Consider the following 13554-nt stretch of genomic DNA (forward strand, 5'->3'; position numbering starts at 1 on the left):
TTGACCCAAGGTCCGGTAAAAAAGAAAGACCTTGACCCTGGCATGGCCACGACGCTATGCTCCGCCAACTCACATCATCTGACGATCCGTCAATCTACCTACGGTGCCTGTGATTACCGGGTCGGTCGCACTCGCACCGCACCCGATCCCACCCGTTCGGTCCCGCCCCGCCCCGCATTCACAGCGCACGGAAACCTAAACAGTTTTTCAACTGAAAAACCCGGGTGCCGAAAAGCCGCCGCCCCCGACCTGAACAGGTCGGGGGCGGCGGCTGGAACGCGCTTTGTGGCGCTATTACTTCGTCAGATCCGGGCCGGTCGCCGAGACCGCCGCCGGAGTGTCCGCCACCGGGGACTTCTCCTCACCGCGGAAGGTGAACTTGGCTGCCTTGCCCTCACCCTCCACGCCGACCACCACGATGTGGCCGGACCGCAGCTCACCGAACAGGATCTTCTCGGACAGGTGGTCCTCGATCTCCCGCTGGATCGTGCGGCGCAGCGGACGGGCGCCCAGGATCGGGTCGTAGCCGCGCTTCGCCAGCAGGCTCTTCGCCTCCGCGCTGAGCTCGATGGCCATGTCGCGGTCCTTCAGGCGCTGGTCCACCTTCGCGATCATCAGGTCGACGATCTCGATGATGTTCGCCTCGGACAGCTGGTGGAACACCACGATGTCGTCGACACGGTTCAGGAACTCGGGACGGAAGTGCTGCTTGAGCTCCTCGCCGACCTTCGCCTTCATCCGGTCGTAGCCGGTCTGGACGTCACCCGTGGCCGCGAAGCCCAGGTTGAAGCCCTTGGAGATGTCCCGGGTGCCGAGGTTGGTGGTCATGATGATGACCGTGTTCTTGAAGTCCACGACCCGGCCCTGGGAGTCGGTCAGGCGACCGTCCTCCAGGATCTGCAGCAGCGAGTTGAAGATGTCCGGGTGGGCCTTCTCGACCTCGTCGAACAGCACCACCGAGAACGGCTTGCGGCGGACCTTCTCGGTGAGCTGGCCGCCCTCCTCGTAACCCACGTATCCGGGCGGGGAGCCGAACAGCCGCGACACGGTGTGCTTCTCCGAGAACTCGGACATGTCGAGCGCGATCAGCGCGTCCTCGTCCCCGAACAGGAACTCCGCCAGGGTCTTGGACAGCTCGGTCTTACCGACACCCGAGGGGCCGGCGAAGATGAACGAACCACCGGGGCGCTTCGGGTCCTTCAGACCGGCCCGGGTACGGCGGATCGCCTGGGAGAGCGCCTTGATGGCGTCCTCCTGGCCGATGACCCGCTTGTGCAGCTCGTCCTCCATGCGCAGCAGACGCGAGGACTCCTCCTCGGTCAGCTTGAAGACCGGGATGCCGGTGGCGGTGGCCAGAACCTCGGCGATGAGCTCCTCGTCCACCTCGGCCACGACGTCCATGTCGCCGGCCTTCCACTCCTTCTCCCGCTTGGCCTTCGCCTGGAGCAGCTGCTTCTCGTTGTCGCGCAGCGACGCGGCCTTCTCGAAGTCCTGCGCGTCGATCGCGGACTCCTTCTCCCGACGCACCTCGGCGATCTTCTCGTCGAACTCGCGCAGGTCCGGCGGCGCGGTCATCCGGCGGATGCGCATCCGGGAACCGGCCTCGTCGATCAGGTCGATCGCCTTGTCCGGCAGGAAGCGGTCCGAGATGTACCGGTCGGCCAGGGTGGCGGCGGCGACCAGGGCGGCGTCGGTGATCGACACACGGTGGTGCGCCTCGTACCGGTCGCGCAGGCCCTTGAGGATCTCGATGGTGTGCGGGAGCGACGGCTCGGCGACCTGGATCGGCTGGAAGCGGCGCTCCAGCGCGGCGTCCTTCTCCAGGTGCTTGCGGTACTCGTCCAGCGTGGTGGCGCCGATGGTCTGCAGCTCACCGCGGGCCAGCATCGGCTTCAGGATGGAGGCGGCGTCGATCGCGCCCTCGGCGGCGCCCGCGCCGACCAGGGTGTGCAACTCGTCGATGAACAGGATGATGTCGCCGCGGGTGCGGATCTCCTTGAGGACCTTCTTCAGGCGCTCCTCGAAGTCACCGCGGTAGCGGGAGCCGGCGACCAGGGCGCCGAGGTCCAGCGTGTAGAGCTGCTTGTCCTTCAGCGTCTCCGGGACCTCGCCCTTGATGATCGCCTGGGCCAGGCCCTCGACGACCGCGGTCTTGCCGACGCCGGGCTCGCCGATCAGCACCGGGTTGTTCTTGGTGCGTCGGGACAGCACCTGCATGACCCGCTCGATCTCCTTCTCGCGCCCGATCACCGGGTCGAGCTTGGCCTCGCGGGCGGCCTGCGTCAGGTTGCGGCCGAACTGGTCGAGCACCAGGGAGGTGGACGGGGTGCCCTCGGCGGGGCCGCCGGCGGTGGCCGACTCCTTGCCGCTGCCGGTCTGGTAGCCGGACAGCAGCTGGATGACCTGCTGGCGCACCCGGTTCAGGTCGGCGCCCAGCTTCACCAGGACCTGGGCGGCGACGCCCTCGCCCTCGCGGATCAGACCGAGCAGGATGTGCTCGGTGCCGATGTAGTTGTGGCCGAGCTGAAGGGCCTCGCGGAGCGACAGCTCCAGAACCTTCTTCGCCCGGGGAGTGAAGGGGATGTGACCGGACGGGGCCTGCTGGCCCTGGCCGATGATCTCCTCGACCTGCTGGCGGACCGCCTCGAGCGAGATGCCGAGGCTCTCCAGCGCCTTGGCGGCGACACCCTCGCCCTCGTGGATCAGGCCCAGGAGGATGTGCTCGGTGCCGATGTAGTTGTGGTTGAGCATCCGGGCTTCTTCCTGTGCCAGGACGACAACCCGCCGCGCGCGGTCGGTGAACCTCTCGAACATCGTTAATCGCTCCTCAGAGCGGTCGGTCAGTTCGGGGGCCGTCCCCGCCCTGTCCTTCCGCATGCTAGTCCCGCTCAGCGGCGCGGCTACGGAACTCCCGCCGGAGCGGGAGAAACCTGCTGCGCGACCAGCCGACACCTTTCCCAACCTGATGCTGGGAGACGGTGTTCCCAGCGGCGGGCCCGATGCACCGGATACCGCTACGCCAACGGCGAACACGGTCCGGTGGAACCGGTGGACCGGCCCCGCGCAGTGCTCCGGCCGGGCTCCTGAGACCCCGTCCACCTGCATTCATACCCGGTCGGGCGGCGGGATTCGCGCGGTTTCCGGGGGGTGCTTGTTCGCCTGGCGAGAAGTCGGCCGAGCGGGCACCCGAAGTGACGCACCGTCAACTCGGTCGTGCGAGGCGTACCGCCGTGCCGGTGGCGGCCGTGAGCGCGCCGCTCACTCCAGCCTTGCACAGGTCCTGACCGGTCCGCCGCTGGTCGCGGGGCCGGTCGCGGGGCCGCCGGGCCGGATGCCCGACCTGTCGGGCCGGCTCGGCCGGGGCCCCGAACTGCGACTGCCGTGAAGGTCAGGAGACGTTGGCCTTCTCGTACGCCTCACGCACGTTGCCGGGGACACGGCCGCGGTCGTTGACCGGGTAGCCGTTCTCCTTCGCCCAGACGCGGATCTTGGCGGTGTCGGCCTGTCCGGTCGAGGAGGCGGAGCGACCGGCGCCCCGGGTGCCGCCGCGACGCGGGGCGGTCAGCCGACCGCTCTGCTTGCGACCCTTCTCGACGTACGGGGCCAGCATGCCGCGAAGCTTCTCCGCGTTGTCGCTCTTCAGGTCGATCTCATAGGCCACGCCGTCAAGAGCGAACGTCACCGTCTCGTCTGCGGAGCCGCCATCGAGATCGTCTTCCAGAATGACCTGAACCCTCTGTGCCACGGGCTTCCCTTTCCGCGATAACGGTCCATTGCCTAGTGAAAGGAAAGCGCCTTTTCCCGGAAAACACAAACCCCTGTGCCGCCCGTCGTGCCCGGAGAGCCGGATCAGAGGTGCAGCAGCATGCGCGAGTTGCCCAGTGTGTTCGGCTTCACGCGCTCCAGGTCGAGGAACTCGGCGACGCCTTCGTCGTACGAGCGCAGGAGTTCTTCATAGACTTCTGTGGCCACGACTGCCGGGTCTGCCGTACGATCGTCGTTTTCGCCGATCTCGACGAAGCCGTGTTTCGAGAAGAACGGCACCTCGAACGTCAGGCAGAAAATCCGACGGACGCCGAGCCAGCGGGCCGTCTCCAGCAGCTTGTCCAGCAGCTGGTGGCCGATGCCGAGGCCTTTGCAGACCGGATCGACCGCGAGGGTGCGGACCTCGGCGAGGTCCTCCCACATCACGTGCAGTGCGCCGCAGGCCACCACGCGGCCGTCCTCGTCGCGTTCGGCGACCCAGAACTCCTGGACGGATTCGAACAGAGTGACGGTCGGCTTGTCGAGCAGAATGCCGCTGCGGGAGTACGTGTCGATGAGCCGGCGAACGGCGCGCACGTCGGTGGTCCGCGCACGGCGGATGGTGACCTCCATGCCTGGGAACGTTATCGTGCCTCGGACGGGCGGGTCTCCTCGGTATCGACGCCGGCCACTCGCAGAGCGTCGCGCAGCGACTCGCGCTGTTCCGGAGACATCATCCCGAAGAAGTGCACCAGGGCCGCGGCCGGATTGTCGCTCGTCGCCCAGGCATCGTTCATCAGCGCGGCGGTGTAAGCCTCGCGCGAGGAGACCGGCTCATATCGGTATGCGCGCCCGGCGCGCTCCCGGCGCACCCAGCCCTTTCGATAGAGCTTGTCGAGCACCGTCATCACAGTCGTGTACGCGATTTCACGTTCCGAACGCAGATCCTGCAGAACCTCTCGAACGGTGACCGGGCGGTTCCACTGCCACACCCGGGTCATGATGTCGTTCTCGAGTTCTCCGAGTTGCCGCACCATAGTGCGGCCCAGGATAGGACCGAATCGGACAAAGGGCGGCAAATGGCAAAGAGATCGGCGCGCCGCTCCCCGAAAGGGGGAACGACGCGCCGGTCTGCGGTCGGACTATTCGGCCGGGGAACGGGTCGCCATCGCCTCGGCGGCGGCGTCCTCCTTGGCCTTCTGTGCGCCGCCCTGGCTGCGGATGATGGCCCGCACCAGGAAGGCGAAACCGATCGCCATCACCAGCGGCGGCACGATCGCGCTGACGTACTCCATGGGACTACTCCTCGGTGTCCTCGTCGGTCTCGGCGGTGGTCGCCTTGTCGCTCTTTCCGGCCTTCTCCGGCTTCACCAGCGGGAACAGCACCGTCTCGCGGATGTTCTTGCCGGTCAGCAGCATGATCAGGCGGTCCACGCCCAGGCCGAGGCCGCCGGTGGGCGGCATCGCGTACTCCAGGGCGCGCAGGAAGTCCTCGTCGAGCTGCATCGCCTCGACGTCGCCGCCGGCCGCCAGCAGGGACTGCGCGGTCAGGCGGGCGCGCTGCTCGACCGGGTCGATCAGCTCGGAGTAGGCGGTGCCGATCTCGGTGCCGAAGATCACCAGGTCCCACTTCTCCGCGACGCCCTCGATCGAGCGGTGCCGGCGGGTCAGCGGGGAGACCTCGGTCGGGTAGTCCTTGATGAAGGTCGGCTTGATCGCGTGGTGCTCCAGCAGGCGCTCGACCATCTCCAGGACGATCTGGCCGTGGCCCCACTCCTTCTCGTACGGGATGCCGGCCTCGTCGGCGAGCTTGCGCAGCTCGTCCACCGAGGTGGCGGGGGTGACCTCGATGCCCAGGCGGGCGGAGATGCCCGGGTAGACCGAGACCTCCTGCCAGGGCTCGGCGAGGTCGATCTCGTGCTCGGTGCCGTCCGGGCCGAGGCCCTTGACCACGGTGGTGCCCAGCGCGTCCTGCGCGGCGTTCACGATGATCGCCCGGATCAGCTCGGCCTGGGTGTCGTAGTCGCCGTACGCCTCGTACGACTCCAGGGCGGTGAACTCCGGGTTGTGGGTGGCGTCCGCGCCCTCGTTGCGGAAGTTCCGGTTGATCTCGAAGACCTTCTCGGCGCCGCCGACCACCAGGCGCTTCAGGTACAGCTCGGTCGCGATCCGCAGGTACAGCTCGATGTCGTACGCGTTGATGTGCGTCTTGAACGGGCGGGCGTTGGCGCCGCCGTGGATCGGCTGCAGCATCGGGGTCTCGACCTCGAGGTAGCCGCGGTCCTCGTAGGTGCGGCGGATCGAGCGGATCACCCGGGTGCGCAGGTGCAGCATCTCGCGCGCCTCGGGGTTCACGATCAGGTCCACGTAGCGCTGGCGGACCCGGGCCTCCGGGTCGGTCAGGCCCTTGTGCTTGTCCGGCAGCGGGCGCAGGCACTTGGCGGTGAGCTCCCAGCGGTCCACCATCACGCTCAGCTCGCCGCGGCGGGAGGTGATCACCTCGCCCTCGACGCCGACCTGGTCGCCGAGGTCGATGTCGGCCTTCCAGGCGGCCAGCCGCTCCTCGCCCAGCTTGTCCAGGGACAGCATCACCTGGAGGTCGCCGGAGCCGTCGCGCAGGGTGGCGAAGCAGAGCTTGCCGCCGGTGCGGGCCAGCACGACGCGGCCGGTGATGCCCGCCCGCTCGCCGGTCGCGGTGTCCGAAGCCAGGTCCGGGTGCTTGTCCCGCAGCTCGGCGATGGTCGAGGTGCGGGGGAATCCGACCGGGTACGGGTCGACGCCGGCCGCCCGCAGCCGGTCCAGCTTCTCGCGCCGGACGCGCATCTGCTCGGGAAGGTCGTCGGTCGCGGGGAGAGTGCTCTGATCGCTCACCCCACCAGGGTAGCCAGGCTCACGGGCTGTTCCGCCACGGGATATCGCACCGCCCGCCCGCGGCCGCGCCGCCGCTCGGCCCCGGACACGCCGAAGCCCCCTCCGGGGAGGGGGCTTCGGCAGGTGGCGGACGGTCAGCCGTCGGTGCCGGTGGCGAGTTCGGGGCGCTCGGCGTCGGTGGGGGGTTCGGGGTGCGGGGTGGGGCGGGTGCGGCGGCCGAAGAGCTCCGCGGGGGTCGGCATCCGGCGGGTGCGGGGGAGGTCGGCGGGGGGCTGCGGGTGCTGGTCGCTCATCGGGAACCGTCCTCCAACTGGGATGGCGGGGTGGGGTTCGGGCGCGGGGTTCGGTACGGCGGCGAGGTGCCGCTGCCCGGAGCCGAGGGAGAGCCGCTCCCGGACCTCCGCCTCGGCGATTGCGTGGCACCGCCCGGCGAGCCGGGAGCGGCGGGCGTGCTCGGGCGGCCCGCAGGGCTGGCGGGACAGCGCGCGCAGGGCGGAGAGGTCCTCGGCGGTGGGGAGATAGCCGTCGGTGACGGCCTCCTCCAGCCGTTCCAGGTAGCCGCCCGCGCTGCCCGGAAGAGCCGCCCGGTAGCGGCTCAGGTCGGCCAGCAGGAAGGTGCGCAGACGCCCGCCCTCCTGGACCGCCTCGTCGATGGCCTCGGTGAGCCGGAGCGCGTCCTGGACGTCCTCGGCCCACAACTCGCCGACGGCGGCGGGCATCGGGAGCCGATCGGGCGCGGCCGGATAGAGGGCTTGGGCGAGGGCACGGCGCAGCACCCGGACTTCGTCGGCGCTGAAGGCCATGCCGCCGCGCGATCCGTGTGGCGTTGGCATGGATCGACAGTACGTGGCGTACGTCCGACTTATGGCGATTGAGGACGTGTTTGTCCCGATTGGCCTATGAGATGGTGCATCTGACGCCCGGTCGGCGGCCGACCGGGCGTCAGGTGTCGTCAAGTGCCGTCAGGCGGTGACCGGGCGGTTGCGTTCGAAGATCAGGCGCAGGCCGATCAGGGTCAGCCACGGCTCGTGCACGTCGATCGAGTCGGCCTCGCCGAGGACCAGCGGGGCCAGGCCGCCGGTGGCGATCACCTGGACCTCGTTCGGGTCCTTGGCGAGTTCCTTGGCCATCCGGTTGACCAGGCCGTCCACCTGTCCGGCGAAGCCGTACAGGATGCCCGACTGCATGCCTTCGACGGTGTTCTTGCCGATCACGTTCCGCGGGCGGGCCAGCTCGATCTTGCGGAGCATCGCGGTGCGGCCGCCCAGGGCGTCGACCGAGATCTCGATGCCCGGGGCGATCGCGCCGCCCACGTAGTCGCCGCGCGCGTTGATCGCGTCGAAGGTGGTGGCGGTGCCGAAGTCGACCACGATGCACGGCCCGCCGTACAGGTGGTTGGCGGCCAGCGCGTTGACGATCCGGTCCGCGCCGACCTCCTTCGGGTTGTCCATCAGCACGTGCACGCCGGTCTTCACGCCCGGCTCCACGATCACCGCCGGCACGTCCCCGTAGTACCGGCGGGTCACCTCGCGCAGTTCGTGCAGTACCGCCGGCACCGAGGAGCAGATGGCCAGGCCGGCCACCCGGTCGTCGGCCGAGACGATCGGGTGGGCGCCCATCAACCCCTGGAGCAGCACCGCCATTTCGTCGGCGGTACGGCGCGGGTCGGTGGAGATCCGCCAGTGCTCGACGATCTCCTCGCCGTCGAACAGGCCGAGCGTGGTCTGGGTGTTGCCGACGTCGATGGTGAGGAGCATGGGGCGCTTTCTGCTTGGAAGGGTCAGGAACTGCGGAGGTCCAGGCCGATGTCCAGGATCGGCGAGGAGTGCGTCAGGGCGCCGACGGCCAGGAAGTCGACACCAGTCTCCGCGACCTCACGCGCCGTGGCCAGGGTCAGACCACCGGAAGCCTCCAGCTTCGCCCGGCCCGCGACCAGGGCGACCGCCTCGCGCAGCTGCTCGGTGCTGAAGTTGTCCAGCAGGATGAGGTCCGCGCCGGCCTCCAGCACCGGGGCGATCTGCTCGATGGTGTCCACCTCGACCTCGATCGGCAGCTCCGGGAACGCCTCGCGGACGGCGGTGAACGCCTCCGCGACGCCGCCGGCGGCGACCACGTGGTTGTCCTTCACCAGCGCCGCGTCCGAGAGCGCCATCCGGTGGTTGGCACCGCCGCCCGCGCGGACCGCGAACTTCTCCAGCGCGCGCAGGCCCGGGGTGGTCTTGCGGGTGTCGCGGACCACCGCCCCGGTGCCCTCCAGGGCGTCCGCCCAGGCGCGGGTCGCGGTGGCGATGCCCGACAGGTGGCAGAGCAGGTTCAGCGCGGAACGCTCGGCGGTCAGCAGGTCACGGGTCCGGCTGCGCACCGAGAGCAGCACCTGGCCGGCCTCGACCGAAGCGCCGTCCTCGACGTGCCGCTCGACCTCGAACTCCTCCTCGCAGACCAGCGAGACGACCGCCTCGGCGACCCGCAGACCCGCGACGACACCCGCCTGACGGGCCGTGAAGTCCGCCGTCGCGACGGCCTCGGCGGGGACGGTGGCCACCGAGGTGACGTCCTCGCCGCCGGCCAGGTCCTCGGACAGGGCCATCATCGCCACGTCCTCGACCTCGACCGGGTCCAGGCCGGCCGCCTCCAGCAGCTCGGCCAGCGCGGGGTCGAGCCCGGTCTCGTACACCTCGCCGTCACCGCAGGCACAGCCGTCGCCGCAGCCGTCGGGCTCGGCGGACAGGAGGGGGAGTTCGTCGTGGGACATGAAGGGAGCTCCAAGGGGATAGATGCGCCCCGCAGGGGCGCGAGGAACTGCACGAAGCGGGAGGGGACGAGGAGTCAGATCCGGTACGGGCGGGGCCGGGCTCCCCGGGACGGTGCAACCGGCCGTCGCATCAAGAACATTCCGTGCCCAGCGGGTGGATCACGTGGCGCTGCCAGTCGGCGTCGTCGCGGTCGGGGAAGTCTTCGCGCCAGTGGCAGCCGCGGGTCTCCTCGCGGAGCGCAGCGGCGGCGGTGAGGGCGGTGGCGACCTGGTGGAGGTTGGTGGCCTCCCAGGTCTCGACGGAGGGGGAGCCGGGGTGGGCCGGGTCGGGCAGGGCCGCCAGGCCCTTCGCGGTGGCGGCCAGCGACTCCGCGGAGCGGATCACGCCCGCGCCGGTGGACATCAGCTGCTGGATCGCGCCGCGGCTCTCCGCCGCGAGCAGCGGAACGGGCGCGGCGGCCCGCGCGGCGTCCGTGGTCACCGTGCGGGCGGGCAGCTGCCCGGCCTCCGCGAGCGCGGACAGGTCGGCGGCGATCCGCTCGGCGAAGACCAGGCCTTCGAGCAGCGAGTTGGAGGCGAGGCGGTTCGCGCCGTGCACGCCGGTGCACGCGACCTCGCCGCAGGCGTACAGGCCCGGGACGGTGGTGCGGCCGTGCAGGTCGGTGCGGATGCCGCCGGAGGCGAAGTGCACGGCCGGGGCGACCGGGATCGGCTCGGTGACCGGGTCGATGCCGTGGGTGCGGCAGGCCGCCAGGATGGTGGGGAAGCGGTGCTCCCACATCCGGGCGCCGAAGTGCCGCCCGTCCAGGTACATGTTCTGGGTGCCCTGGGCGAGCATCCGGCGGGTGATGGCCTTGGCGACGATGTCGCGCGGGGCGAGTTCGGCGAGCTCGTGCTGCCCGACCATGAAGCGCACGCCGTCGGCGTCCACCAGGTGCGCGCCCTCGCCGCGGACGGCCTCGGAGACCAGCGGCTGCTGGCCCTGCGCGTCCACGCCGAGGAACAGCACGGTGGGGTGGAACTGGACGAACTCCAGGTCGGTGACCTCGGCGCCGGCCCGCAGGGCGAGCGCGACGCCGTCGCCGGTGGACACCGCCGGGTTGGTGGTCGCCGAGAAGACCTGGCCCATGCCGCCGGACGCCAGCACCACGGCGCGGGCCAGGATCGCGCCGACGCCGTCGCGCTGGCCCTCGCCCATCACGTGCAGGGTGACGCCGGAGGCGTGGCCGCCGGCGTCGGTGAGCAGGTCCAGGACGAGAGCGTGCTCGATGAGTTCGAGGCCCGGGTCGGCCTCGACGGCGGCGACCAGGGCGCGTTCGATCTCGGCGCCGGTGGCGTCGCCGCCGGCGTGCGCGATCCGGCGGCGGTGGTGCCCGCCCTCGCGGGTGAGGACGATCTCGCCGTCCTCGTCGAGGTCGAACTCGGCGCCCAGCTCGATGAGCCGGCGCACCGCGTCCGGGCCCTCGGTGACCAGGGTGCGGACCGCCTCCTCGTCGCACAGCCCGGCCCCGGCGACCAGGGTGTCCTGAAGGTGCTGCTCCGGGGTGTCGCCCTCGCCCAGGGCGGCGGCGACGCCGCCCTGGGCCCAGCGGGTGGAGCCGTCGTCGAGCATCGCCTTGGTGACCACCATGGCCCGCAGACCGGCCTTGCGGGCATTGAGCGCGACGGTGAGGCCGGCCACGCCGGAGCCGACGACGACCACGTCGGTGCTCGTGGTCCAGCCGGGGGCGGGGGCGGTCAGACGATGCGTCATGGCTTCAGCTGCTCCTTCAGTGCGCGACGACGGCCGCGCCGTCCGCCCCACCGTACGCGGCGTCACCGCGCACCAGACCGCTGCCCTCCGGGGCGTCCGCGGGGTCGCCGCCGAGGCCGCTGACCCGGTTGTGCTCGTCCACGAACACCACCTTGGGCAGGTACGCCTTGGCCTCGGCGGTCTCCATCTGCCCGTAGGCGATCAGGATCACCAGGTCGCCGGGGTGAACCAGCCGGGCGGCGGCGCCGTTGATGCCGATGACGCCGGAGCCGCGCGGGCCCGCGATGGTGTAGGTCTCCAGCCGGGCGCCGTTGTTGATGTCGACGATGTGGACCAGCTCGCCGGGGAGCAGGTCCGCGGCGTCGAGCAGGTCCTCGTCGACCGTCACCGATCCCACGTAGTGCAGGTCGGCCTGGGTGACGGTGGCACGGTGGATCTTGGACTTGAGCATGGTGCGGAGCATGTGGTCACGCCTCTCTGAGTGCATGCCGGGGCTACAGCCGTACTTGTCGGACGATTCAGTGCTTATCGGACAATGATGGTCACGTTGTCGATCAGCCGGGTCGAGCCGACCCCGGCCGCGAGCGCGAGCACCGCCTCGCCCTGGAAGTCGTCCGGCGCCTCGGTGAAGGACATCGGATCGATCAGGGCGAGGTAGTCGAGGGAGATGCCGTCCGCGTCGTCCAGCACGGCGGCGGCCGCCTCGCGGACGGCCTTGGCGCCCTGGGCGCCGGCGTCGCGGCCGGCGAACAGGGCGCGGGAGAGGGCGAGCGCCCGGGTGCGCTCGTCGTCGGAGAGGAAGCGGTTGCGGGAGGACAGCGCGAGGCCGTCCTCCTCGCGGACGGTCGGGACGCCGACGATCTCCACGTCGAAGTCCAGGTCCGCGACCATGCGGCGGATGATCGCCAGCTGCTGGGCGTCCTTCTCGCCGAAGACCGCGAAGTCCGGGTCGGTGATGTGCAGCAGCTTGGCGACGACGGTCAGCACGCCGTCGAAGTGGCCGTGGCGGGACGCGCCCTCGAAGCCGTTGCCCATCGGGCCCGCCGAGAGGCGCACCAGCGGCTCGCCGTTCGGGTAGACCTCGTCGACGGACGGGGCGAACACCACGTCCGCGCCCATCTCCTCGGCGAGCGCGAGGTCCGCGTCCAGGGTGCGCGGGTAGCGGTCGAGGTCCTCGCCGGCGCCGAACTGCAGCGGGTTCACGAACACCGTGACGGCGACCCGGCCGTCCTTGCCGACCTGGCGGCGGGCCTCCCGGACCAGCGCCGCGTGGCCCTGGTGCAGCGCGCCCATGGTCATCACCACGGCGTTGTCCACCGGCTGCTCGTCCGGCCAGAACGCCGCCTCGAACTCCTCAACGGTGCGGGCCAGCACCGCCTTGCGGACCTTCGCCGCCTTCGGGGCCTTCGCCGGGCGCCTGTCGCGTGCCATCAGTGGTTCTCCTCGTTCAGTACGTCCAGCAGCGCCGCCGCCGGTTCGGGCTTCAACGATCCGTTGGCGACCGCCCGTTGCGCGGTCGCCCTCGCCATCGCCCGGTACGCCTGGCCGATGTCCGGGGTCACCGTAGCGAGTCGGTCGAGGTGCTTGCGCACCGTCCCCACGTCGCCCCGGGCGACCGGGCCGGTGAGGGCCAGGTCGCCGGAGCGCAGGGCGTTGTCCAGGGCCGCGCCGAGCAGCGGGCCGAGCATCTGGCCGGGCTCGGCGACACCCGCCGTGCGCAGCAGCTCCATCGCCTGCGCGACCAGCGTGACCAGGTGGTTCGCGCCGTGCGCGAGGGCCGTGTGGTACAGCGGCCGGACGTCCTCGGGGATCCAGGACGGCTCGCCGCCCATCTCCACCACCAGCGCCTCGGCGACCGGACGGTACTCCTCGGGCGCGGTCACGCCGAACGGGCAGCCGGCCAGTCGGGCCACGTCCACCGAGGTGCCGGTGAACGTCATCGCCGGGTGCAGCGCGAGCGGCAGCGCGCCCTGCAGGGTGGCGGGCTCCAGCACCGCCACGCCGTGCGCGCCCGAGGTGTGGACGAGTATCTGACCCGGGCGGACCGCGCCGGTCGCGGCCAGACCGCTCACCAGGTCGGGGAGGACGTCGTCCGGGACGGTCAGCAGGACGAGATCGGCCGCGGCCATCACCTGCGGCGGCGTCACCAGGCGGACGCCCGGCAGCAGCGCCTCGGCGCGACGCCGCGAGGCGGCGGAGACGCCGGACGCGGCGACGACGCGGTGCCCGGCCATCTGCAGGGCCGCGCCCAGGGCAGGACCGACCCGGCCGGCCCCGACCACCCCGACAGCGAGCCGGGCCGGGCGGTTACCGGGGTCGGAGGGGTCTCCGAAGTCGTGCAGCACTCTTCCGTTCCAGTCCTCGGCGGGTACCAGACGTACCGCTCAATGGTACGGGGCCGCTGCGCCCGCCCACCCACCCGAGCACCCGCCGG

At 70.9% G+C, this 13554-nt stretch carries 12 protein-coding genes and 1 pseudogene; all 13 read right to left on the reverse strand.

The genetic code is table 11. From position 1 onward, the window contains the following. Positions 1–294: 294 nt before the first annotated feature. On the reverse strand, positions 295–2814 hold the full coding sequence (locus tag AMK19_RS02715; RefSeq protein WP_073807703.1) for an ATP-dependent Clp protease ATP-binding subunit: 2520 nt from the start codon (positions 2812–2814) through the stop codon (positions 295–297). Between the two features lie 574 nt (positions 2815–3388). Further along, on the reverse strand, positions 3389–3745 hold the full coding sequence (locus AMK19_RS02720) for a histone-like nucleoid-structuring protein Lsr2 (protein WP_073807705.1): 357 nt from the start codon (positions 3743–3745) through the stop codon (positions 3389–3391). Between the two features lie 104 nt (positions 3746–3849). Then, entirely contained in the window at positions 3850–4377 is a 528-nt protein-coding gene (locus AMK19_RS02725) for an amino-acid N-acetyltransferase (protein WP_073807706.1), read from the reverse strand. A gap of 11 nt (positions 4378–4388) precedes the next feature. Beyond that, positions 4389–4781, reverse strand: coding sequence for a BlaI/MecI/CopY family transcriptional regulator (locus AMK19_RS02730; RefSeq protein ID WP_073807708.1), 393 nt, complete (start codon positions 4779–4781; stop codon positions 4389–4391). Positions 4782–4886: 105 nt separating this feature from the next. Beyond that, on the reverse strand, positions 4887–5039 hold the full coding sequence (locus AMK19_RS36400) for a hypothetical protein (RefSeq protein WP_180290497.1): 153 nt from the start codon (positions 5037–5039) through the stop codon (positions 4887–4889). Positions 5040–5043: 4 nt separating this feature from the next. Then, positions 5044–6606: pseudogene (gene lysX / locus AMK19_RS02735) on the reverse strand (bifunctional lysylphosphatidylglycerol synthetase/lysine--tRNA ligase LysX); the annotation flags it as partial. 143 nt (positions 6607–6749) lie between these two features. Further along, positions 6750–7448: a hypothetical protein gene (locus tag AMK19_RS02740; protein ID WP_073807712.1), complete on the reverse strand. Its 699-nt coding sequence runs from the start codon at positions 7446–7448 to the stop codon at positions 6750–6752. 129 nt (positions 7449–7577) lie between these two features. Continuing rightward, positions 7578–8372, reverse strand: a complete 795-nt coding sequence (locus tag AMK19_RS02745; RefSeq protein ID WP_073807714.1) for a type III pantothenate kinase — start codon at positions 8370–8372, stop codon at positions 7578–7580. A gap of 23 nt (positions 8373–8395) precedes the next feature. Further along, entirely contained in the window at positions 8396–9367 is a 972-nt protein-coding gene (gene nadC / locus AMK19_RS02750) for a carboxylating nicotinate-nucleotide diphosphorylase (RefSeq protein ID WP_073807716.1), read from the reverse strand. A 130-nt stretch (positions 9368–9497) separates the two neighbouring features. Beyond that, a complete protein-coding gene (locus AMK19_RS02755) occupies positions 9498–11120 on the reverse strand; it encodes an L-aspartate oxidase (protein ID WP_073807718.1) in 1623 nt (540 codons plus the stop codon). Between the two features lie 16 nt (positions 11121–11136). Continuing rightward, the gene (gene panD, locus AMK19_RS02760; RefSeq protein ID WP_073807720.1) at positions 11137–11583 is read right to left on the reverse strand and encodes an aspartate 1-decarboxylase; all 447 of its coding nucleotides are present in this window, start codon (positions 11581–11583) and stop codon (positions 11137–11139) included. Positions 11584–11645: 62 nt separating this feature from the next. Next, complete coding sequence (gene panC, locus AMK19_RS02765; protein ID WP_073807722.1) at positions 11646–12551, reverse strand: pantoate--beta-alanine ligase; 906 nt, start codon at positions 12549–12551, stop codon at positions 11646–11648. Beyond that, complete coding sequence (locus tag AMK19_RS02770; protein ID WP_143200018.1) at positions 12551–13465, reverse strand: Rossmann-like and DUF2520 domain-containing protein; 915 nt, start codon at positions 13463–13465, stop codon at positions 12551–12553. The genes panC and AMK19_RS02770 overlap by 1 nt, the downstream gene beginning before the upstream one ends. Between the last annotated feature and the right edge of the window lie 89 nt (positions 13466–13554).

Origin of the sequence: Kitasatospora sp. CB01950 (genome assembly GCF_001905465.1) — a bacterium.
Taxonomy (GTDB): Bacteria; Actinomycetota; Actinomycetes; order Streptomycetales; family Streptomycetaceae; genus Kitasatospora.

Coding starts and splice junctions, on each gene's coding strand:
- AMK19_RS02730 (WP_073807708.1), bottom strand. CDS start 4,781: ATGGTGCGGCAACTCGGAGAACTCGAGAACGACATCATGACCCGGGTG.
- nadC (WP_073807716.1), bottom strand. CDS start 9,367: ATGTCCCACGACGAACTCCCCCTCCTGTCCGCCGAGCCCGACGGCTGC.
- AMK19_RS02740 (WP_073807712.1), bottom strand. CDS start 7,448: ATGCCAACGCCACACGGATCGCGCGGCGGCATGGCCTTCAGCGCCGAC.
- AMK19_RS02755 (WP_073807718.1), bottom strand. CDS start 11,120: ATGACGCATCGTCTGACCGCCCCCGCCCCCGGCTGGACCACGAGCACC.
- AMK19_RS36400 (WP_180290497.1), bottom strand. CDS start 5,039: ATGGAGTACGTCAGCGCGATCGTGCCGCCGCTGGTGATGGCGATCGGT.
- AMK19_RS02725 (WP_073807706.1), bottom strand. CDS start 4,377: ATGGAGGTCACCATCCGCCGTGCGCGGACCACCGACGTGCGCGCCGTT.
- AMK19_RS02715 (WP_073807703.1), bottom strand. CDS start 2,814: ATGTTCGAGAGGTTCACCGACCGCGCGCGGCGGGTTGTCGTCCTGGCA.
- AMK19_RS02745 (WP_073807714.1), bottom strand. CDS start 8,372: ATGCTCCTCACCATCGACGTCGGCAACACCCAGACCACGCTCGGCCTG.
- panD (WP_073807720.1), bottom strand. CDS start 11,583: ATGCTCCGCACCATGCTCAAGTCCAAGATCCACCGTGCCACCGTCACC.
- panC (WP_073807722.1), bottom strand. CDS start 12,551: ATGGCACGCGACAGGCGCCCGGCGAAGGCCCCGAAGGCGGCGAAGGTC.